The organism is Duganella aquatilis (assembly GCF_009674565.1).
Lineage (GTDB): Bacteria > Pseudomonadota > Gammaproteobacteria > Burkholderiales > Burkholderiaceae_D > Rugamonas > Rugamonas aquatilis.
In genome coordinates, this window is sequence record NZ_WKJL01000013.1 from 115,323 (window position 1) to 136,615 (window position 21,293).

The window sequence follows — 21,293 nt, forward strand, 5'->3', positions numbered from 1 at the left end:
GGCCGCATCGGCCACAATGCGCGGTAATGAATACCTTGAATACCGCGCAACTCCTCGCCGGCCTGCCCTCGCGCTTGTCCGCCATTCCCCGCCGCTGGGCTGAACGGACGCCGCACGCCAACGCGCTGCACGACGGCGCACGCCACTGGACCTATGCCGAACTGGCCGCCGCCATCGACGCCGCCGCCGCGCAACTGCGCGCATGGCAGCTGCGGCCCGGCGACCGCCTCGCCGTCATCGGCGAAAACTGCGTGGCGCAGGTGGTGCTCAGCTTTGCCGCCGCCGACCTGGATGCGTGGATCGTGCACCTCAACGGCCGCCTGTCGGCGCGCGAAGTGGACGTGGTGCTGGAACACAGCGGGGCGCGGCGCGCCATCTACCTGGCCATGCCCGCCTCGCCCGAAACCAGCGAACATGCGCGGCGCCACGCGGCGCAGGCGGTCGACACGCCGCTCGGCACGTGGATGCTGGGCGCGCTGAATGCGGACTGCGCGCCGGAGCCGGTGCAGGCGCCATCGCATGAACAGGTGGCGGCGCTGGTCTACACCACCGGCACCACCGGCCAGCCCAAAGGCGTGATGCTCACGCACCGCAACCTGCTGTTCATCGCCGCCGTATCGAGCACGCTGCGCGGCCTGACGCCGCAGGACCGCGCCTATGGCGTGCTGCCGATCACCCACGTCTACGGCCTGACCTCGGTGATGCTGGGTACTTTATATGCGGGCGCCTGCCTGTACCTGTGCCCGCGCTTCACGCCGGACGCCCTGCTCAAGGCGCTGCGCGACGACGGCCTGACCATCGTGCAGGGCGTGCCGGCGATGTATGCGCGCTTGCTGGAAAAGCTCGGCGGCGCCGGCACGCCGCTGCCGACGCGGCTGCGCTTTGCCTACGCCGGCGGCTCGCCGCTGCCGCCGTCGCTGAAGGCGCAGGTGGAGCAGCTACTCGGCCTGCCGCTGCACAACGGTTACGGCCTGACCGAGACCTCGCCCACCGTCAGCCAGACGCGCCTCGACCAGCCGCGCAGCGACACCTCGGTGGGCCACGCCATTCCCGGCGTCGAAGTGCGCGTGACCGCCGGCGCGGACGGCATCGGCGAACTGTGGGTACGCGGCCCGAATATCATGCGCGGCTACTACCGCGAACCGCGGCTGACGGCGTCCGTGCTGGATGCGGACGGCTGGCTCAATACCGGCGACATGGTGCGCCAGGATGCAGATGGCGCGCTGCACATCGTCGGCCGCACCAAGGAACTGATTATCCGCTCCGGCTTCAACGTCTATCCGCTGGAGGTGGAGACGGTGCTCAATGCGCATCCGGCGGTCACCCAATCGGCGGTGGTCGGCCGCGCGACGGCGGATGGCGACGAGGAAGTGGTGGCCTTCGTCGAGCCGGACCCGCGCCGGCAGCTCGACATCGAAGCACTGCAAAGCTATCTGGCCGAGCGCCTGGCGCCGTACAAGCGCCCGTCCGAAATCATCGCCATGGCCGTCCTGCCCGCTGCGGCCACCGGCAAAGTCCTCAAGAACCAGCTGCGCCAGATGGCATCAGCACCAGCTTGCGGCGATTGACGATATCGTCATAGGCGCCGCTTTTGCGCAGCCGTTCCAGCGCGCGGTTGAACCGCGCCAGCAGCTCGGTGTTGGCCGGATCGCGATTCGCCATCATCACGTTTTCGGAGCGGAAGTAAGGCGTGTCGAGACTGTGGAAGCTCCCGGCTTGCTGCGTGAACTGGGTGTGCGCGATGTAGTTGCCGACGTTTTCATCGACGATCACCAGGTCGAAGCGCGCCACCTGCAGTTTGCGGAAATTGATCTGGTCATTGTTCGCCATGTCCAGCTCAATGCCGGCATCCTTGAACAGGCTTTCATACCAGTAGCCCGCCACGCCGCCGATCCGGAACCGCCGCAGCTCGGACAAGTCCTTGTAGCCGGCAGGCCAGTTGCGGCTTCCATGATCGTAGTAAAAGAATTTGGCCCTGCGCGCATACAGCGTGTCCGACAGCAGATAGCGCTCCACCCGCTCCGGCGTGGGCACGAACGGCACCACCGCCCACACCTCATGCGCGTCCAGGGCCACCACACAGCGCTTCCATGGCATGAAGCGGAAGGTGAACCTGACATCCATGTCCTTGCCGATCAACTCGAACAATTCGGTCATGAAGCTTTGACGGGGATTGGCGCTGACGTACGGAGGATATTCATTGGTGGCCACCACCAGTTCCAGCGTGGCCGCCCAAGCGGTGGTGCACCACATAACCAGCCATGCTGCGATCAAGTGCCGCATCGATTCTCCTTGCGCCAGGACTGACATCACTTATACGCGAGATCGGCGTAAATGTCAGTGACGGATGCGTTCGGAGAAATCGATGTCCTTGTCGGCGGCGCGCGCCCGGGCGGTGATGTGGGCGTTTTGCCGCAGCGCATCGAAGCCGCCCTGTCCCTGCAGCGCGCCAAGATCGTACAGATAGCGGTCCAGGTAGCCGGAAGCCAGCAGCCGCCAGTTGAGCGGCAGGCCGGGCGTGATGCGGCGCGCCATCTGGTAAATGATGGTGGTGCAGTTGCCGGTCAGCGTGTTATAAAAGCGCGGCGTGGCCTTCAGCTGCTCGCCTTCGTCCAGGTACGCCAGGAACAGCGAGCGCATCATCTCCGGCGGCATCTTCAGGCGGTACAGCCACATGTCCTCGTCGCGCACATTGGTGCGCACGCGCAGGATGTCGCGTTCGTCGGCGGCGATCAGCACCGTTTCGTATTTCTTGAAGAAGCCCGCAAGGCCGTCGAAACTCTCGCCGCGCTCCTTGCGGATCTCGATCGAAAAGGTCAGGTAGCGGCCGTCGCTGAAGCCGAACGACACCAGCGTATGGGCGATGGCCGGCCCCATCCAGTAGGACATCGCCACATCGACCGAGCGCAGCTGGTTCAGATCGTACTGCCGCGGCTCCCAGCGCACCGTGTAATCGGTATCGCTGCGCCAGTCGAAGTTGCGCACCAGGTCCAGCGTGACGACGCCGCCGTCCACCTTGCCGGTGACCATGCGCGCCACATCGTCGGCCCACACGCGGTCGTGCGACGGCTTGATGGTGCTCCACCACGCCATCAGCGCGAGCAGCAGCACCAGCCACACGGCCGGCGCGGCATAGCTGCGGCGCCACAGGCACACCAGCGCCGCGACGCCCAGCACCAGCCAGGCGGCCAGCGCCAGCTTGCGGACGATATCGGCGGCCGGCAGCTGGAACCACAGTGCGCCTGTGCCCCACGCCGCCAGCGCAACCAGCAGCAGTGAGGCGATGAGCATGGCGGCGAAAACGAGGATACGTTTGGTCATGCCCTGATTATGGGGCCTAATCCTCCTTGTCGTCGATTCCGCTGGCGCACCCGATCTGGACGCAGATCAGTTTTACTGCAATACTCAGCACCACGCCGATGACGCCTATCAGTTCCAACATGGCAGGTTCCGTTAAAAAATTTAAAAGCGAAGAAGAGACGCTTCACTTTAACGGCCACGCCGGATTTGATCCAATATCAAAAACGGCGGCCAACTATCTCGAAACGGCATAACGGTGATTTCGCTCAAACAGTTCAAATATTTCATAGAAATCGTGGAGGCCGGCAGCTACTCGCGCGCCGCCGAAAAATTATTCATCGCGCAGTCGGCGCTGAGCCGGCAGATCAAGGAGCTGGAGGACGCGCTGCAAACGCCGCTGCTCACGCGCGACGCGCGCCAGTTCGAGCTGACGCCGGCCGGCCAGCTGTTCTTCGAACGCGGCAAGCGCATCCTGGAAGACATCGACGACACGCTGGTACAGGCGCGCCACGTCGGCCAGGGCGCGCAAGGCGTGATCCGCCTGCAGCATTCCAGCTCGGTGATCCTGACGCCGCGCATCAGCAACGCATTGGCGCACGCGCTGGCGCAGCATCCGGGCGTGACGCTGGACGTGTCGATGCTGCCGTCGGAAAACCAGACCATGGAAATCGAGGAGGGCCGGGTCGACATCGGCCTGCTGCGGCTGCCGACCTTGCGCCGTCATCCGCACATCCAGGTGCGCGAAATCGGCAGCGAGCCGCTGATGGTGGCGGTGGCGCGCGCCTCGCCGCTGGCGGCGCTGGACAATGTCGAACTGGCGGACCTGAGCGCGCAGGCCTTCATCTCGATACCGCACAAGGACCGGGGCGGCTTGAGCTACCTGGTGGCCAACCTGTGCCTGGAACAGGGCTTCTTCCCGAAGCCGGCGCGGGCCCTGTCGCGCAAGTCGTCGCAGCTGAACCTGATCGAAGCGGGCCTCGGCATCGCCATCGTCCCCGAATGCATGCGGCTGACCGCGCCAGCGGGCGTCCACTTCGTCCAGCTGTCACGCGGCCGGCTGCTGTCCAGCGTCGGCCTGGCCACGCGCCGCGAAGCGGACCCGCTGGTGGCCGCGTTTGCCGATACGCTGATCGCGCGGCTGGCTTAGACGCCAACGAAAAACAGCGGCCATTGGCCGCTGTCGTATTCATCCAGGACCGGGATCAGCTGTCCTTTTTCTGGCTTTGACGGCCTGCCTCGGCGTTCTGCTCGGACGTGCCAGCGCGGGTGCCGCCGGAGCCGCCGCTTTTGCTGCCGGCGGCGCTGTCACTATCACTGTCGCTATCATCCTTGCTGCCGCGTGAGCCAGCGGCGCCACTCTGCTGGTTGCCGTCATTCTTGTGACTCTGGCTGCCGGCGGCGCGCGCTTCTTCGGATGTGAATTCGTGAGCGTTGCCCGATGCGTGCGCGGCGCGGCCGCCTTGATTCGAGGTTGCCATGATATGTCTCCACAATTGACTGGCTGCTGATGCGCCAGGAAGCAGCCATCATGCCCTCCGCCGCCAGCGCCTCCTAGAGCGGGCTGGCTGTCGCAGCGTAGGATATTCCTTGCTTATTTCAACCGCAGGTAATCTGCTGTCGAGCCCGATGGTAGCGCGGAGCAAGCGCCTACAACACGTCGGCCCTGCATCCTACAGGTCACTATGGATGAGCGCCTAAGATGCATCCATGACAAGTCCTTTGTCATCGCGCGCAGCGCGTTCACTTATGGAGAACAGCATGAGCAAACCTACCCAAGCCGGTAAAAACGGCGGCAACAGCAGCGTGCAGGAAGCAAAGGGCTCGAAGTCGTCTTCAGCCGGCAATGCCAGCGGCAGCACCACCACGACTGGCGGCAAAGGCAATAGCCAGTCGACCACCAGCGGCAGCAAGTCCGGCAAGTCCAGCAGCAAGTCGAAATGACGCGCGCGGGGCGCGCCTTGCACGTCCCGCTGAATGCATCCCATTAACCGGGCGACTGATGACTCCGACGTATGGCAAACTATGGCCATGCGAGACACACAGGAATCAGCATGAGCGCCGGACCCGACGACCAAGATCAGCAAGCAAACAACCCGCAACGCCGCGCCAGCGACCATGGCGAGCGCCGCCAGGACCAGCGCCAGCACCGCGATACCGGCACGCCGCGCTATCTCGACCCCGGCGACACCGTGTTTAGCCTGTGGGGCCGGGTGATCATGGCGCGCTACCGGCGCATCGCGGCGGCCGCCACGCGGCACATCATCCAGCGGCCGCTGCACATCGGCGTTTCGGCGCGCATCTTCCACCCCGAACCGGGCGCGACCGGCCTGCGCAGCAAGAACCTGCAATACCTGGAAGAATCGATCGCGCAGTGGGTGATGTCGCGCGACGTGCTGGTGTTCATGATCCCCACCGTCAATACCGACGGCCTGCTCCATCCTTCCAACATCCGCCTGCGCGACTACGCCAAGCACCTGGACGGCCTGGTGCTGCAAGGCGGCGCCGACGTGTCGCCGCAGAGCTATTCCGAATTACCGACGCGCCCAGAATGGGGCGGCGACCGCGCGCGCGACATGTACGAGCTGGAACTGCTGCATGAATTTGTCGAAGCCGGCAAGCCGGTGCTGGGCATCTGTCGCGGCTGCCAGCTGATCAATGTGGCTTTCGGCGGCACGCTATACCAGGACATCGCCACCGACGTGCCGGAGTCGCTGGCCCACGTCAATGACGACTACGACCGCAACCGCCACGAAATCGCCTTCCCCGCCGGCTCGTCGCTGGCGCGCATGTTCAAGGGCAAGCCGACCGGGCTGGTCAACTCGATCCACCACCAGGCGGTGAAGACCTTGGGACGCGACATGTCGGTCGAGGCGCTGTCGGTGCCGGACAATATGATCGAAGCGATCCGCTACCGCAAGGCGCCGTTTGTCATGGGCCTGCAATGGCACCCGGAATTCCACCGCGCCGGCGGCGTCGAACTGCTGGATTGCACCGGCATCCTCGACAACTTCCTGCGCGTGGCGCGCGAAACACGGTTCTAAAGCATCGTTATCCGATGAGGTGATCGCCCACCTCGGTAAGGCGATCACCTTCAAGTCATCAGCGGCCGCGGAAGCGCTGGATGGCCGCATCCACCACGCCCTCGACACTGCCGCTGCTGTCGAACTGCTGGCGCAGATAGTGCGCGTCGCTGCCTTCGTGCGTGACTTGCATCAGATGCTGCAAGCCGGCCGTTGCTCCCAGCGCGGCGCCGTACGGTTCCATCTTGCGCAGCGTGGTCAGGATGTCTTCGCGCAGCGACAGGCTTTCGTAGGTCTTGGGATGCACCACCGTGCCATCCAGGCCGAAGCGGCAGGCCTGGAAGCGGTTGTAGTTGTAGACCAGGTAGTCGTCTTCCTCCGGCGCCGCTTCGCGCCGTTCCAGCAGATAGCTGCACAGCGATTGCAGGTACACCGCCAGCGCCGCCGCCCGCTCCACCGTCAGCGGCGTATCGCATACACGCAGTTCAATGGTGCCGAACTCCGGCTTGGGACGGATGTCCCAGTAGAAGTCCTTCATGCTCTTGATCACGCCGGTGTGTTCCATCTTGGCGAAATACTCGTGCTCGAAGGTATGCCAGCTTTGCGTGAACGGCGCGCGGCCGCTCATCGGGAAGGCAAACACGGAATTCAGCCGCGCCGAATTGAACAGCGTGTCGTTCCCCTGCACATACGGCGACGAGGACGACAGCGCGATGAAGTGCGGCACGTAGCGACTCAGCGCATGCAGCAGGAACAGCGCATCGTCGCCCGACGCGCAGCCGATGTGCACGTGCTGGCCGAAAATGGTGAACTGCTTGGCCAGGTAGCCGTACAGCTCCGACACCTCCTTGAAGCGCGGCTTGGAGAAGATGCGGCGGTCCGACCATTTCTGGAACGGGTGCGTGCCGCCGCCGCAGATGCCGATGTTGAGCTGTTCGCCCGCCTGCACCAGCGTATCGCGGATCACCTGCAGCTGCGCCAGCAACTCGGTGTGGTTGGTGTGCACATCGCTGTTAATCTCGATCATGCTCTCGGTGATTTCCGGCGTCACATTGCCGGGGAAAGGCTTGCGGCTCAACAGGTGCAGCAGGTCCGGGCTGGACGCCGTCAGGTCATAGTCCGACAGGCTGACCAGTTGCAGCTCCAGCTCCACGCCCATGGTGAGCGGTTTCGATGTTTGAAATTCTTCCAACGCCATTTATCGTTCCTCCTTGGCAGGGGTTTCGTTGGCCCAGATCAGCGCGCGTTGCGTGATGACCGGACCGATCACTTCGAGCAGCAAGGTCATGGCCGTCAACGCGGCCAGTTCGTCGACCAGCACGATCCCCATGTATTTAGTCTGTTCCAGCAGCAGCGTGACGAACACCGACATCGGCGACAGCGCGATCCCGGTCAGCAGGCCCTTGCGCCACGAAATGCCGCCCACGTGCGCGAACGCCGCCACGCTGAAGGTCTTGACCACGAAACGCGCCAGCAGCAGCACGGCGGCCAGGCCGGCGCCATCGACCACGCGCTCCCATTCCAGCGTCGACACGGCAAACACGAACAACAGCACGGTCAGCAGCTCGCCGATGCCGCCGAAGTTACGCTCGGTGCGGCTGAACGCCACGCGCTTGTGGCGCGCCGCCAGGCCGAAGGTCAGCGTTGCCAGCACCGGCGATACGTCGAACGCGCGCGATGCGGCCACCAGCAGGATCACGCCCAGCGCGAACGCCATGGTGCCGTCCTGCGCCAGCGCGCCGAGGCGGCGCAGCAGCGCCGGCACGATGAAGCCCATCACCACGCCCATCGCGGCCGACACCAGCAGCTCGATGCCGCTGTGCGATACCGCCTGCGTCAGGCTGCCGGAGGTCTGGAACACCCAGAAGCCCACCACCACCTTGAACACGAACAGCGCCACCACGCTGTTGATCGCCACCAGGTGCAGCACGCGCTCGGTGACCTGGCCGGAACTGTCTTCCTCGTTAATCACGCGCAGCACGCCGGCCGGCGAGGTGGACATGGCCAGTGAAGCCAGCAACAACGAGGTGAGCGGCGGCATGCCGGTGAGATGCGAGATCAGGTAGACCACGCCGAAGGTCGCCGCCGATTCCACCAGGCCGCTGACCGCAATCCAGGGATTAATCCGCAGCCAGTGCAGATTGATGCGATAACCAAATTCAAACAGGATCAGACCGAAGGCCATATTGGCCAGGATGGTCACATTGCTTGAAGCGCCGCTGCTGAGCGCATCAGGGAATGCCTGTGCCAGTAAAAATCCAACCAAACCGTAAACACTGATGCGCGGCAGGCGCGTCCAGCGATGCGCGAATTCTCCCGAGAGCCAAGCCACGGCAATCGCCAATGGCCAGCCCAGATCGGCCAAAATGACCTGAATATCCGGCATGTACTTCTCCTTTTTAACAATACTTGTACAATTCTGCGCTAAGACCGCCGCTTTCACTGTGCGCTGGGAAACATAAGGAAACAAATATGCTTGAAATTGTCAGTGAACACGCCTGCTTCGGCGGCGTTCAACGCTTTTACCGTCACGATGCACGCGAAATCGGCTTACCGATGCGTTTTTCGGTCTTCATTCCGCCGCAGGCTGCGCACGGACCGGTGCCGGCCCTGTTCTATCTCGCCGGTCTGACCTGCACCGAAGAGACCTTCATGATCAAGGCTGGCGCGCAACGTGTCGCCGCCGAGCTGGGCCTGATTCTGATCACGCCCGACACCAGTCCGCGCGGCGCCAATGTGGAAGGCGAAAGCGAGAGCTGGGATTTCGGCGTAGGCGCCGGCTTTTATCTCGATGCCACGGAAGCGAAGTGGTCCAAGCACTATCGCATGTACAGCTATATTCACGAGCTGCGTGAACTGGTTGAGAAAGAGTTGCCCGTCGATGCACAGCGCATCGGCATCTTCGGCCACTCGATGGGTGGCCATGGCGCGTTGACCATGGCACTGAAACGGCCGGATGTATTCAGCTCGGTGTCCGCCTTTGCGCCGATTGCCGCGCCTTCGCAATGCCCATGGGGCAAGAAGGCCTTCACCGGCTATCTCGGAGCGGACACGACCGCATGGGCGCAGTATGACGCCACCGCGCTGATGACGCAAGCCCATGCGCCCTTCCCGGCCGGCATCCTGATCGATCAGGGCCTGGGCGACAAGTTCCTGGCGGAGCAGCTGTATCCGGAAGCGTTCGAGGCCGCATGCGTGACCGCAGCGCAGCCGCTGACCTTGCGTCGGCATGCTGGCTACGATCACGGCTACTACTTCATCTCGACGTTCGTGGAAGACCATCTGCGCTTCCACGCGAGGAATCTCGCAGCTTGACGCTATAGCTTGATCTCCGTGCCCAGTTTCTGCAGGAACTGGGCGATCCACGCGGGATGCGCCGGCCACGCTGGCGCAGTAACGAAGATGCCGTCGGTGACCGCCTGGTCGACGGGAATGTCGGCATAGGTGGCGCCGGCCAGTTTCACTTCCGGCGCGCAGGCGGGATAGGCGGAGATGCGTTTGCCTTGTATCACTTCGGCGGCGGCCAGCAGTTGCGCGCCGTGGCACACGGCGGCGATCGGCTTGCTGGCGGCGGCGAACTGCTGCACCAGTTCGATCACGCGCGGATTCAGGCGCAGGTATTCCGGCGCACGGCCGCCGGCGATCATCAGGCCGTCGTAGTTGGCGACCTCGGCTTCGGCGAAGGACGCGTTCAGCTTGAACAGGTGGCCGGGTTTTTCGGTGTAGGTCTGGTCGCCTTCGAAATCGTGAATGGCGGTCTTGATGGTGTCGCCGGCTTGCTTGTCCGGGCACACGGCGTGCACCGTGTGGCCGACGGCCTGGAGTGCCTGGAATGGCACCATGGTCTCGTAGTCTTCCGCAAAATCACCGGTCAAAAACAGTATCTTCTTGGCTGCCACGGTAGTTCCTTTCCTGAAAGTGAATCGAACAAGGATCGCAACGCCATCGATACTACCGCGTTTACTTTCACCGCACATTTGCAGTTCATCAAAAAGGTGAGGCATGGAGTGCCGGTGACTGGGTGTTGATCCACATCGAAGTGCAAGCCCAGCGCGACAGCTCGTTGGCGCGGCGCGTACTCGACTATAACTACCGTATTTTCAAGGAATATGAAATGCCGGTGGCCAGCCTCGTCGTGCTGGCCGACGCCGATCCAGGCTGGCGTTCTCACGCTTTCCACAATCGGTTGCTGGGCACGGTGATGGGCATTTCCTTCGCCACCGCCAAGCTGCTGGACTATGCCGCAAAAAGTGATGCGTTAATGAATTCGCACAATCCGTTTGCCTGGATCACGCTGGCTCATTTACGCACGCAACAAAGCCGCCACGACCCGGATCAGCTCTACGCAGCGAAGTGGAAACTGACCAAACTACTGTATCAACATGGCTGGAGCAAAAAGCGCATAATCGTTTTGTTCAAAGTGATTAATTGGATGATGGTTTTGCCGGACCAGCATCAGCAACGCTACTGGCGGGCTGTCCTGAAGATGGAAAAGGAGCGAAAAATGGAATGGATCACTCCATTGGAACAGTCGTTCATGGACAAAGGATTGCAGAAGGGTCTCAAGAAGGGCCTGGAGCAAGGCCGTCGAGAAGGAGCAATGGCGCTGCTGGAACGACAGCTCGTCAGACGCTTCGGGCCACTGCCGCAAAGAATCCGGAACAAGCTGACCAAGGCCAATGAAGAACAACTAGGCGCCTGGGGCGATGCGCTGTCGGAGGCGGAGTCGCTCAAGCAGATTTTCAGCTCGCCCGTCGCCCGCGCATAAAAAAACCGCAGCGTCGCCGCTGCGGTTTTGATGAAGCGTTCGCACTCAGGCCGTCGCGGCAGCCTTGCCCAACACGCTGCGAATGGTGCCCGCCAGATCCTCAGCCGAGAACTTGGCGACATACGCATCCGCCCCCACACCCTTGACGTGATCCTCGTTGGTCTTGCCGGACAGCGAAGAATGTATCACCACAGGAATCTTGCCGAAGCGCGGATCCTGCTTGATCAGACGGGTCAGCGTAAAGCCATCCATCTCCGGCATTTCCAGATCAGTCAGCACCATGGCCACGCGATCGGTGATCGGCAGGCCTTCGGCCTTGGCGCCATCCGCGATCGACTGCAGACGGTCCCAGGCTTCCTTGCCCGACTTGGTCATGATGAAGTGCACGCCCATCGCTTCCAGACCTTTTTCGATCAGGTTGCGCGCAACAACGGAATCGTCGGCAGCCAGCACCACGGAACCCGGCTTCAGCAGCACTTTCGGGCCGATGGTTTCGGGATCGATATCGTCACGCTCTGGCGGCACCAGGTCGCGCAAGATGGTTTCCACGTCCAGCACCTGCGCCAGGCGGGTGTTCTGCGTGTCGCCATCGACGCGGGCGATACTGGTGACCTTGCCGCCGGCCGTACCTTCGGCGGTCAGCACCTGGCTCCAGTCCAGGCGCACGATTTCTTCCACCGACTCGACCGCGAACGCTTGCGTGGTACGCGCGAATTCAGTGACCAACATGATATTCAGACCGGTTTTTGGGGTCACACCGACGATGCCTGGCAAATCCAGCACCGTGATGATTTGTCCGCGCAGATTCACAACGCCCAACATGTGTGGCGGGGACCCGGCCACAGCAGTCACTTCAGGCATTGCGACGATTTCGCGGATTTTGAAGACGTTAATACCGAACAGCTCGGAATGTTCGCCATTGGCGTCGCCGCCGAGACGGAACAGGAGGAGTTCGAATTTGTTGGAGTTGGTTAAGTTACTACGCTCATCAACTTCCTGTTGAACAGATTTCATGGATTTCGTCTCCCTTCGGTGGTCCTATCCCAGTATAACGTTTTGCAACAGTCGAACGTCACATTTTGACTGTAAGAAGTTGTTTTGGAGAACGATAAACAACAAAAAAGGAAGCCCGCGGGCTTCCTTTGTGTTTGCTACTGATTTGCTACTGAATTCTGGAGCGGGAGAAGAGTCTCGAACTCTCGACCTCAACCTTGGCAAGGTTGCGCTCTACCAACTGAGCTACTCCCGCAGAAGGCATGCATTATGACAGAAAGATTTCCATTTCGCCAGTGCCATAGCTCAACTTTTTACCGGACAGGCGATAGTGTAAGCTACCCCTGTTCAGCTATAGCAATCTTGCAGGAAAAGGAAGGGAATGGATTCAATCGAAGTCGTACTGGTCATGCTGCTGGCGGTGGTCGCCAGCGCCTACATCCGCCGGGTGCTGCCCGGCTCCATCCCGCTGCCGCTGGTGCAGATCGGCCTGGGGGCGCTGATCGCCGCGCAATCGAGCCATGGCGTGGACCTGGAACCGGACTTGTTCTTCCTGGTGTTCCTGCCGCCGCTGCTGTTTCTCGACGGCTGGCGCATCCCCAAGAGCGGCCTGCTGCGCGACAAGGGCACGATACTGGAGCTGGCGTTCGGACTGGTGGTGTTCACCGTCATCGGCGCCGGCTACCTGATCCACTGGCTGATTCCAGCCATGCCGCTGCCCGTGGCGTTCGCGCTGGCGGCCATCGTCTCGCCGACCGATCCGATCGCGGTCAGCTCGATCGCCTCCAGCGCACCGATTCCCAAGCGGCTGATGCACATCCTGGAAGGCGAGTCTCTGCTGAACGACGCCTCCGGCCTGGTGTGCTTCCGCTTTGCGGTGGCGGCCGCGCTGACCGGCACCTTCTCGCTGCAAACCGCCGCCCTCACCTTCGCCTGGCTGGTGGCGGCCGGCATCGGCGCCGGCGTCGCCGTGACCATGCTGATCACCTGGCTGCAACGCTGGCTAACGCGCCATTTCGGCGAACCGCCCGGCTCGCCGATCCTGGTCAACCTGCTGATTCCGTTCGGCGCCTACCTGGTGGCCGAACGCCTGCACGCCTCCGGCATCCTGGCGGCGGTGGCGGCCGGCATCACCATGAGCTACGTGGAACTGAGCGGCCACGCCATGGCCAGCACCCGCATCCAGCGTTCGGCCGTGTGGGACACGGTGCAGTTCTCGCTGAACGGCGTGATGTTCGTGCTGCTCGGCGAACAGCTGCCGGACATCTTCCACTCTGCCGGTATGTCGCTGGAAGAAAGCGGCCATATCAACCGCTGGTGGCTGCTGGTGTACGCGCTGGCGATCACCGCCGGCCTGCTGGTGCTGCGCATGGCGTGGGTCTGGGCCTCGCTGCGCCTGACCGTCTTCAAGCAGAAGGTGCGACATCAGCCGCGCCACAAGATCAATCCGCGCCTGCTGCTGGCCACCACGCTGGCCGGCGCGCGCGGCACCATCACGCTGGCCGGCGTGCTGACGCTGCCGCTGATGCTGCCCGACGGCCGGCCATTCCCGGCGCGCGCACTGACGATTTTCCTGGCCTGCTCGGTGATCCTGATCTCGCTGCTGGTGGCCAGCATCGCCCTGCCTCGCCTGCTGGCCGGCATGACCTTCCCGGCCGAACCGGAAGAACAGCAGGAAGAAGATATCGCGCGCCGCGCGGCGGCCAACGCGGCCATCGCCGCCATCGAGAAGACCCAGGTGACGCTGATGGAGTCCGAAGCCTGCCTCGATCCGGAGGTGTATCCGCAGGCGGCGGCGCGCGTCATCGCTTTCTATGAGCACAAGCTGAAAGAGGTCGATCCGGACAGCGAGCACGCATGGCGCAAGACCGACTACGCCGAGAAGGAGCTGCGGCTGGCGGCGCTGGCGGCCGAGCGCCGCACGGTGTTCGACCTGGCGCGGCACGATCACATTTCCGACGAAATCTCGCGCAAGCTGGTACGCGAGATCGACCTGATGGAAGCGCGCTACCGCTAAGCCTATGCAAAGAACACGCACCGTCATTGCGATCGCCTGGGTTCTGTTCTGGATGCTGATGATCAGCACCGCGATCCAGGAATACCTGCGCGATCACGATCACGGCCTGTGGAAACCGATTCTGTGGGAAAGCTCGTCGGCGCTAACCGCCACCCTGCTGCTGCTGGCGCAACGGCGCTTCACGCGCAAGCACGACCACCTGCTGCATTCGCCGCTGCGCTGGTTCGCGCGCCAGCTGGTGTGGTTGCCGATCTACTGGGTGGCGTTCACGCCGCTGGCGTTCAGCATGCGACACCTTATCTATGCGCTGGCGGGCGACACCTACACGCACGGCGGCTGGGCCGAGATCTTCCTGTACGAAGACATCAAGATGACGGTGTTCTTCTTCGTCTTCTCGACCATCACCTTCGGCGTGCTGTCGTTCCACGCCATGCTGGACGAGAAGCTGCGCGTCGAGCGCGCCAACGTCGCGCTGCGCGAGGCGCAGCTGCTGCGATTGAGCCAGCAGATGCAGCCGCACTTCCTGTTCAACGCGCTGAACACGATATCGTCCCTGATGTACAGCGATGTGCAGCGCGCCGACGCCATGCTGATCCAGCTGTCCGACGTGCTGCGCGCGACGCTGGATGTCGGCGAGTGCCACCTGGTGCCGCTGGAAACCGAACTGCGCATCCTGCGCGGCTACGCGGCGCTGATGGCGGAGCGCTTCTCGGACCGCGTCAGCATCGCATGGCAAGTCGATGATGCCCTGCTGGCCTGCCCGGTGCCGGTGATGAGCATGCAGCCGCTGTTGGAAAACATCTTCAAGCACACCGTGGAAAAGCGCCGCCAGCCGGTAACCATCACCATCTCGGCCCAGCGCCAGCAGGACATGCTGGCGCTGCGGCTGGAAGACGACGCCGGCACGCTGCCCGCCACCTCCTCGTTCGACAGCGGCATCGGCGTGCGCAACCTGCGCGAGCGGCTGGCAGCTCTGTACGGCGAGCGCGCCGGCTTCGACCTGGTCCAGCTCTCGCCTGCCGGCGTGCGGGCGGAAGTGAGGCTGCCATGCGCATCCTGATTGTCGACGACGAGCGCCCGGCGCGCGACAAGCTGCGCCGCATGCTGGCGGCCGAACCGGACATCAGCGCCATCGAGGAAGCGCGCGACGGCGTGGAAGCGCTGGAGCGCCTGCCATCGTTCGCGCCGGATGTGCTGCTGCTCGACATACAGATGCCTGAGATCACCGGCCTGGATGTCGCAGCCTCGCTGCCGGCGCCAGCGCCATTGATCATCTTTGTCACCGCCTACGACGAATACGCGATCAAGGCCTTCGACGCCAACGCCATCGACTATCTGCTCAAGCCCTACGACCAGCTACGCCTGCAACGTGCCTTGCAGCGTGCACGCGAACGCCTGGCCGCCCCGCGCGCCGCCGCAGCGCCGCTGCCGTCCGTGACGCAGCTGCTGGTCCCGGAACGCAACGGCACGCGCATCGTCAAGGTCGAAGCGATCCAATGGATTGAAACCGCCGACAACTACGTCGTCCTGCACACCGCCGACGGCGAACCGCTGATGCGCCAGACGCTGGCTGGCCTGCTGGACAAACTTGGTCCGCGCTTCGTCCGCTGCCACCGCCGCGCGGCGGTGCAACTGAGCTGGATCGCCGGCATCACCAACCTCGAAAAAGGCGACGGCGAACTGCTGCTGCGCAGCGGCGCGCGCGTCCCACTCAGCCGGCAATACCGCGCCGAGGTCATCGCACACCTGGAAGGGCAACATGCATTTAACCGTCACTAGCTGCTGCTCCGAAGAAGCCCATGCCAGGCTGGTCGATTTTTCCAACTCGCTTCAAGACGCACTCAATCCGCTCATCGTCGACGAGTCTTACGGCAGCACGGAACGGCTGATGGTCGTGATCGTGGCGGTCAACGCTACGCGCGAGGAGAATCTAGCGTTCTGCAAGGGCTACAACAAGGCCGGCACCTACACGGCCCTGATCACCAAGGAGAAGGTCAAGTATTGCAGCCTGGCCGTGCCCTTCGGCTCCGACGACGTGGTGAACACGCCTGAAGGCATGCTGCGCCGCCAGTTGATCGATGAGATCATGCGCGTCATGGCGCATCCCGCGACGAGGATTCCGAAGGCGTTCGAATTCGCGCGGCTGGCGGAACGCCTGAAACTTCCGCTGGAACTATATGCGCGGGCCACTTACGGCCACCACAACCTGACCACCGGGCGCCTCCGGCTACGGCCGCCAGTCATCGATGACCAGAAGCGGATACTGGCCTACAGGCTCGCCAACCGCGAGCACCTCCAGCCGTGGGAGCCGGAACGCGACGCGTCCTACTACACGCTGGAAACCGTGGAGGCGCAGCTCACGCAAATCGAGCTGGATATGGAAGCAAAGTCGTCGCTGCACTGGCTGATACAGCCGCAGGACAGCGAGGACGTGCTGGGCATGTGCAGCTTCACCAACATCGTGCGCGGCGCCTTCCAGGCCTGCCATCTCGGCTTCTCGCTGGCCGGCACGCAGCAGGGCAAAGGCTATATGCACGAAGCGCTGACAGCGGCGATCGCGCACGTATTCGAGGTGCAAAAACTCCACCGCGTCATGGCGAACTACCAACCGGACAATCTCGCCAGCGAAAAACTGCTGCAGCGGCTGGGCTTCGAGCGCGAAGGCTACGCCAGGCAGTATCTGAACATCAATGGCGCCTGGGTCGACCACGTCCTGACATCCTTGATCAGTCCAGGCGCAGGCACATATGCACCTCATCATAAAACGTGACACCGACTCTCATGCATCGCGGCTCCAGGCCAAACGCCTGAAATCCCAGCGACTCGTAAAGATTTTTAGCGCGATGATTTTCGGCGTTCACTGACAGGTGGATTTGCAGCACGCCCATCTCGACAGCGTATTCCCTGATGCGCATGAACAGCTGCCGGGCAATGCCTTCCTTTCGCCACGCCGGGTGCACGAAGACGCCCCACACGCTCGCCTTGTGCGCGACCTGGGCCAGCGTCTCCCGCCGTAAGCCGGCAATGCCGACCAGTTCTACGCCATGGAACGCGCCAAACACCGCCTGGCTGGCAGTCTGCGCTATCCTGGCCCGCACCTCGTCCGGCGTGCGCGCTGCCTCTTCCTCGGCGGTAGGCCATATGGCGCCGGGGGAATCGGCAATCGCCGTCAGCCGCAGCGCCTTGAACGCCGCGCCATCATCCTCGCCCAGCGGCCGGATAAAAAATTCCCGTTTTGTCGTCACTTGTTTTTTTGCTGCTTGAAGTGGTTTTCCATCGAGGCGAACGAAGGCCGTTGAACCGCCGAGATGACTTTGCGGCCAAACTCCACCGCCAGCGCGTATCCATTAAGACTGGCTATCATGTGACTTTGACGCATTGATAGATCTTGGTCGACTCCTGCATGGACGTCGATTTCGTTATCCATCACGAATGGACATGCGCACCTCGGACGTATTTAGTTGCGAAGAATTTTACTTTATCACATGCAGATGAAAACGCCGGCGCAGTTTCTCCGGCTGGCCCCACGCCCCGCCCATTTCGCCCCATGGCGCTGGACGCCGCGTCGCCGTCTCCTTAACCTGATCACATCAAACAAGGAGCCGACAATGACCACGCAGCGCCACTACTTCCTCGACTGGATACGCATCTTTGCCTTCTTCGTCCTGATCTTCTACCACACCGGCATGTACTACGTGACCTGGGACTGGCATGTGAAAAGTCCCTATGCCAGCACCGCCATCGAACCGCTGATGATCCTGTCGTCGCCCTGGCGCCTCGGCCTGCTGTTCATGATTTCCGGCGTCGCCACCGCCTTCATGCTGAAGAAGATCCGCATCGGCGCCCTGCTCAAGCAGCGCAGCTGGCGGCTGCTGGTGCCGCTGATCTTCGGCATGTTCGTCATCGTGCCGCCGCAATCGTATTTTGAAGTGGTGGAAAAAGTCGCCTACCAGGGCGGCTACGGCGAATTCATGCGCCTCTACGTCAGCGGCTACCACGGCTTTTGCCGCGGCGACGACTGCCTCAGCATCCCGACCTGGAATCACCTGTGGTTTGTGGCCTACCTGTGGGTGTACACCATGATCGGCGGCTTGATCGTCTGGCTGCTGGGCGCACGCTTCCAGCGTATCGCCGACGCGCTGGGCAATCTGCTCACCGGCTGGCGCATCGTCGTGCTGCCGGTGATTGGTCTGGCGGCGGCGCGCTACCTGCTCGCCGACCAGTTCCCGGCGACACACGCGCTGACCAACGACTGGTACAACCACGCGCAATACTTCTACCTGTTCGCGCTGGGCGCCTTGCTGGCCATGCAGAACAATTTCTGGGCCCGCGTCGAGGCGCTGCGCTGGACCAGCCTCGCGCTGTGGCTGGCCAGCTGGGCGCTGATCGTCTGCTACTGGTCGATCCCTGAAGCGCTGGCCTCCTCGCCTGAAGTCACGCAGTGGAAGCCGCTGATGCGCGCCGTGTACAGCCTGTGCCAGTGGGTGCCGATTCTGACCGTATGCGGCTTCGGCCACCGCCACCTGAACTTCGACAGCGCCAAGCGCCGCTACCTGACCGAAGCCGTGTTCCCGGTCTACATCCTGCACCAGACATTGATCGTCGCCATGGCGCACTGGATGAAGCCCATCAAACTGGCGCCGGTCACCGAAGGCGTGTTCCTGATCGTGCTGACCTTCACCATCAGCCTGGGCGTGTTTGAACTGGTGCGCCGCATCGCCGTGCTGCGCCCCTTCTTTGGACTGGGCCGGATTACTTCACAAACGTCAGCGTATGCTGGGCAGGCCCCGGCAATAGCGGCGACTCCCGCCCGGTAAGCCAGTCGATGCGGCCGTCCAGGAAGTATGGCGATAGCGGATGGCCACTCTGCCCCCCCGGCATATTGAAGATGCCCTGTTCTTCATGGCCCGGCGACACGGTCAGCCGCTCGGACTGGCCGAAGGTCGGTCCGGCCACGCGCGGCATGTGCTGGTCGCCCGGCAGCATGTCCGGCGCCACCTTCAGGTATTTGCCCAGCAGCGGTATCGCCGACGCCATCGGATGGGCGCTGGCCGCCGTGTTGCGCTGGCCCCACGTGGCGGCCGACAGCGGCTGGCCGTCCTTGGTCAGGTCGGCGATCGCGCGGTCCAGCGCCGCCAGCTCCAGCGCCTGCCAGTCGGGATACTGCGACGGCAGCCAGCCGGCAGGCTGCTGGTCCAGCACGCGCGCCAGCACCACCGGCCAGCGCGCGCTGACCGCCGACATGCTGGACTTCGGATCGATCTTCGCCAGTTCCACATTGGCGCCGCCGTACAGGATGTCGTACAGCGCATATATGAAGCCGCGCGTGATGCGGTAGCCGACCGAATCCACACTGGCCTTGCCGGTCCAGCCATCCTTCAGCAAGGCCCGCGCCTCGGCGCGCCGCGCATTGCCGGCGATGGCCTTGGCATCCAGCGCACCCATGGCGCGCTCGCGCCATGCGGTCAGGAACAGGGCGCGGTCGTCGAGACCGATGGCGTAGACTTTCTTCACATCCGTCTTCGCCCCCAGCGAAGCCAGGCCGTCGCGCACCTGATGCGTGCGCGCGCCAAGGTCGTAGCCGCCGTCGCCGATCAGCGCCGCGCCCTCGCCCGCCAGCTGGCGGCTGTTGGCGGTGGCGAGATGGCCCTCGGCTGGATTGACCACTTTCGGATATTCTTCCGGCGCCAGCCAGCCTTGCCATCGGCCTGCCGCATCGTCCGCCGTCAATGGATATGTCGAGACGAGGCCGCGCGCCTCGCGGCGCGGCAGCGGGCCGGCCACGGTCCAGCCGATATTGCCCTTGTCATCGCCGGCGACAAAATTCTGCGCCGGGATGCCCAGCGTCGGCGCCAGCGCCAGCGCCTGCTCCAGGGTATCGGCCGATTCCAGCTTGCCGGCATTGAAGTTGACCGCGCCCGGCAGATGCGCGGTCCAGTGCACCGCGTAGCTGCGGCCATCGACATCGCGAATCGGACCAAGCGAGGTTTCACGCACCACCAGCCTGGCGGCTGGCGCACCTTTGACCAGGATGGTTTCCTCATGCGCCACCGGCGTTTCCCATCCGGCCTGGGTACGCACCTGGCCCGGCTTGGCGGGATCGCTGTCGAGCGCGATCAGGTCCAGGTAATCGCCATAGCTATTGGTGAAGCCCCAGGCCACATGGCCGTTGCTGCCCACCACCACGAACGGCGTGCCGGGCAGCGTGACGCCGACCATGCGCCGCTGTCCGCCCTTCCCGTCCGGGAACTGCAAGGCCGCGCGATACCAGATGGCCGGCAGTTGTATGCCCAGGTGCATATCGTCGGCCACGATGGCGGCGCCGGTGTCGCTGCGCGCGCCCGCCACCGCCCAGTTGTTGCTGCCGACGGTATTGAAGAATTCCGCCTGCGCCACCCTGGCCGGCGCCGGCGTGCCGGCGGCTTGCGGCTGGCCCCACCACGCTGGCGGTGCGGCTGGAATCACCACGTCGCCGGTGGCGACGCCTTGCGCGTCGAGCGGCGCATCCCACGGCGTGGCCTCGGGCGAGAGGAAGGCGCGCTGCTCTTCGGTGGCGTGTTCGCGGAACCAGCCGCGCGCCAGCTCGCGCGACTCCAGGTTGCCCTGCAAATCGAAGTACATGGCCCAGATCACCAGCAGCGTGTCGGCCGGCGACCAGGCGCGCGGCGGCAAACCGACCAGCGCATATTCGAACGGCTTGGCGCCGAGCGCATTCAGGCCGTCGTTGACGCCGGCGACGTAACGGTCCAGCAGTGCGCGGTCCGCGGCAGGCATGGTCTTGAGCGCCAGTTCGCCGCGCGCGCGGAAGCGGTGCATCCGGTGCGATTTATCGAGCGGCAGCGCGCGGTCGCCAAACAGTTCGGACAATTCGCCGGCAGCCACGCGGCGCAGCAAATCCATCTGGAAGAAGCGCTCCTGCGCATGCACGAAACCGGTGGCATAGGCGACGTCGCCGCGACTGCCGCCGCTGATGACCGGCACGCCATGCGCGTCGCGTGCGATGCTGGCCGTGGTTTCCAGGCCCGCCGCCTGGTGCAAGCCGTCCAGCTGTGCGAGGCTGCCGCGCAAATACAGCCAGCCGGCGGCGATCGCCAGCACCAATAATCCCACTGCGATAATCAGTACACGCCTGGACCACACCAACAGCCGGTTGTTACGCATAGCTCCCCCGTTGTTATAAGCACCACCTTGCCCA

General features: G+C 63.5%; 20 protein-coding genes, 1 tRNA gene and 1 pseudogene. 11 read left to right on the forward strand and 11 right to left on the reverse strand.

The features are described from left to right. Window positions 1-26: 26 nt before the first annotated feature. Window positions 27-1,568, forward strand: a complete 1,542-nt coding sequence (locus GJ698_RS17965) for a class I adenylate-forming enzyme family protein (RefSeq protein ID WP_154359227.1) — start codon at window positions 27-29, stop codon at window positions 1,566-1,568. Here the strand turns inward: GJ698_RS17965 and GJ698_RS17970 are convergent. Together GJ698_RS17970 and GJ698_RS17975 are read right to left on the reverse strand one after the other, a co-directional pair. Next, window positions 1,519-2,283 carry a substrate-binding periplasmic protein gene (locus tag GJ698_RS17970; protein WP_166454895.1) on the reverse strand — a complete coding sequence of 255 codons (765 nt, stop codon included), beginning with the start codon at window positions 2,281-2,283 and terminating at the stop codon, window positions 1,519-1,521. The genes GJ698_RS17965 and GJ698_RS17970 overlap by 50 nt on opposite strands. Window positions 2,284-2,337: 54 nt before the next feature. Then, entirely contained in the window at window positions 2,338-3,321 is a 984-nt protein-coding gene (locus tag GJ698_RS17975; protein ID WP_154359229.1) for an Lnb N-terminal periplasmic domain-containing protein, read from the reverse strand. Window positions 3,322-3,556: 235 nt separating this feature from the next. Here GJ698_RS17975 and GJ698_RS17980 point away from each other — a divergent pair, with 235 nt between their 5' ends. Then, window positions 3,557-4,447: a LysR family transcriptional regulator gene (locus GJ698_RS17980; RefSeq protein WP_371865370.1), complete on the forward strand. Its 891-nt coding sequence runs from the start codon at window positions 3,557-3,559 to the stop codon at window positions 4,445-4,447. A gap of 55 nt (window positions 4,448-4,502) precedes the next feature. Here the strand turns inward: GJ698_RS17980 and GJ698_RS17985 are convergent, their stop codons facing one another. Further along, window positions 4,503-4,778, reverse strand: a complete 276-nt coding sequence (locus tag GJ698_RS17985) for a hypothetical protein (protein WP_154359230.1) — start codon at window positions 4,776-4,778, stop codon at window positions 4,503-4,505. 280 nt (window positions 4,779-5,058) lie between these two features. Between GJ698_RS17985 and GJ698_RS17990 the strand changes: the two genes are divergently transcribed. Next, entirely contained in the window at window positions 5,059-5,241 is a 183-nt protein-coding gene (locus GJ698_RS17990; protein WP_154359231.1) for a hypothetical protein, read from the forward strand. A 110-nt stretch (window positions 5,242-5,351) separates the two neighbouring features. Continuing rightward, entirely contained in the window at window positions 5,352-6,341 is a 990-nt protein-coding gene (locus tag GJ698_RS17995; RefSeq protein ID WP_154359232.1) for a gamma-glutamyl-gamma-aminobutyrate hydrolase family protein, read from the forward strand. A gap of 58 nt (window positions 6,342-6,399) precedes the next feature. On the opposite strand, the gene GJ698_RS18000 is transcribed toward GJ698_RS17995, so the two are convergent. Together GJ698_RS18000 and GJ698_RS18005 are read right to left on the reverse strand one after the other, a co-directional pair. Continuing rightward, entirely contained in the window at window positions 6,400-7,518 is a 1,119-nt protein-coding gene (locus tag GJ698_RS18000) for a YbdK family carboxylate-amine ligase (protein WP_154359233.1), read from the reverse strand. Then, window positions 7,519-8,706: a cation:proton antiporter gene (locus tag GJ698_RS18005; RefSeq protein WP_154359234.1), complete on the reverse strand. Its 1,188-nt coding sequence runs from the start codon at window positions 8,704-8,706 to the stop codon at window positions 7,519-7,521. An 86-nt stretch (window positions 8,707-8,792) separates the two neighbouring features. Here GJ698_RS18005 and fghA point away from each other — a divergent pair, with 86 nt between their 5' ends. Beyond that, the gene (gene fghA, locus GJ698_RS18010; protein WP_154359235.1) at window positions 8,793-9,635 is read left to right on the forward strand and encodes an S-formylglutathione hydrolase; all 843 of its coding nucleotides are present in this window, start codon (window positions 8,793-8,795) and stop codon (window positions 9,633-9,635) included. Between the two features lie 2 nt (window positions 9,636-9,637). On the opposite strand, the gene GJ698_RS18015 is transcribed toward fghA, so the two are convergent. Beyond that, complete coding sequence (locus tag GJ698_RS18015; RefSeq protein ID WP_371865371.1) at window positions 9,638-10,219, reverse strand: DJ-1/PfpI family protein; 582 nt, start codon at window positions 10,217-10,219, stop codon at window positions 9,638-9,640. A gap of 122 nt (window positions 10,220-10,341) precedes the next feature. On the opposite strand from GJ698_RS18015, the gene GJ698_RS18020 reads away from it, so the two are divergent. After that, on the forward strand, window positions 10,342-11,088 hold the full coding sequence (locus GJ698_RS18020) for a DUF4351 domain-containing protein (protein ID WP_154359237.1): 747 nt from the start codon (window positions 10,342-10,344) through the stop codon (window positions 11,086-11,088). 45 nt (window positions 11,089-11,133) lie between these two features. On the opposite strand, the gene GJ698_RS18025 is transcribed toward GJ698_RS18020, so the two are convergent. Together GJ698_RS18025 and GJ698_RS18030 are read right to left on the reverse strand one after the other, a co-directional pair. Beyond that, complete coding sequence (locus GJ698_RS18025; protein ID WP_154359238.1) at window positions 11,134-12,102, reverse strand: chemotaxis protein; 969 nt, start codon at window positions 12,100-12,102, stop codon at window positions 11,134-11,136. 159 nt (window positions 12,103-12,261) lie between these two features. After that, a tRNA-Gly gene (locus GJ698_RS18030) sits at window positions 12,262-12,337 on the reverse strand. 126 nt (window positions 12,338-12,463) lie between these two features. Here GJ698_RS18030 and GJ698_RS18035 point away from each other — a divergent pair. The 4 genes from GJ698_RS18035 to GJ698_RS18050 are packed head-to-tail and all read left to right on the forward strand — an operon-like array spanning window position 12,464 to window position 16,868. Next, on the forward strand, window positions 12,464-14,098 hold the full coding sequence (locus tag GJ698_RS18035) for a Na+/H+ antiporter (protein ID WP_154359239.1): 1,635 nt from the start codon (window positions 12,464-12,466) through the stop codon (window positions 14,096-14,098). 4 nt (window positions 14,099-14,102) lie between these two features. After that, the gene (locus tag GJ698_RS18040; RefSeq protein WP_154359240.1) at window positions 14,103-15,158 is read left to right on the forward strand and encodes a sensor histidine kinase; all 1,056 of its coding nucleotides are present in this window, start codon (window positions 14,103-14,105) and stop codon (window positions 15,156-15,158) included. Further along, entirely contained in the window at window positions 15,146-15,877 is a 732-nt protein-coding gene (locus tag GJ698_RS18045) for a LytR/AlgR family response regulator transcription factor (RefSeq protein WP_154359241.1), read from the forward strand. The genes GJ698_RS18040 and GJ698_RS18045 overlap by 13 nt, the downstream gene beginning before the upstream one ends. Then, the gene (locus tag GJ698_RS18050) at window positions 15,858-16,868 is read left to right on the forward strand and encodes a GNAT family N-acetyltransferase (protein WP_229260050.1); all 1,011 of its coding nucleotides are present in this window, start codon (window positions 15,858-15,860) and stop codon (window positions 16,866-16,868) included. The genes GJ698_RS18045 and GJ698_RS18050 overlap by 20 nt, the downstream gene beginning before the upstream one ends. On the opposite strand, the gene GJ698_RS18055 is transcribed toward GJ698_RS18050, so the two are convergent. Together GJ698_RS18055 and GJ698_RS18060 are read right to left on the reverse strand one after the other, a co-directional pair. Continuing rightward, window positions 16,825-17,343 carry a GNAT family N-acetyltransferase gene (locus tag GJ698_RS18055; protein ID WP_371865372.1) on the reverse strand — a complete coding sequence of 173 codons (519 nt, stop codon included), beginning with the start codon at window positions 17,341-17,343 and terminating at the stop codon, window positions 16,825-16,827. The genes GJ698_RS18050 and GJ698_RS18055 overlap by 44 nt on opposite strands. Next, window positions 17,340-17,503, reverse strand: a pseudogene (locus GJ698_RS18060) (flagellar motor stator protein MotA); the annotation flags it as partial. The gene GJ698_RS18055 and the pseudogene GJ698_RS18060, both read right to left, overlap by 4 nt. A gap of 203 nt (window positions 17,504-17,706) precedes the next feature. Between GJ698_RS18060 and GJ698_RS18065 the strand changes: the two are divergent. After that, on the forward strand, window positions 17,707-18,915 hold the full coding sequence (locus tag GJ698_RS18065; protein ID WP_154359242.1) for an acyltransferase family protein: 1,209 nt from the start codon (window positions 17,707-17,709) through the stop codon (window positions 18,913-18,915). Here the strand turns inward: GJ698_RS18065 and GJ698_RS18070 are convergent. Further along, window positions 18,851-21,259: a penicillin acylase family protein gene (locus GJ698_RS18070; RefSeq protein ID WP_154359243.1), complete on the reverse strand. Its 2,409-nt coding sequence runs from the start codon at window positions 21,257-21,259 to the stop codon at window positions 18,851-18,853. The two genes, GJ698_RS18065 and GJ698_RS18070, sit on opposite strands and share 65 nt — an antisense overlap. Window positions 21,260-21,293 lie beyond the last annotated feature (34 nt).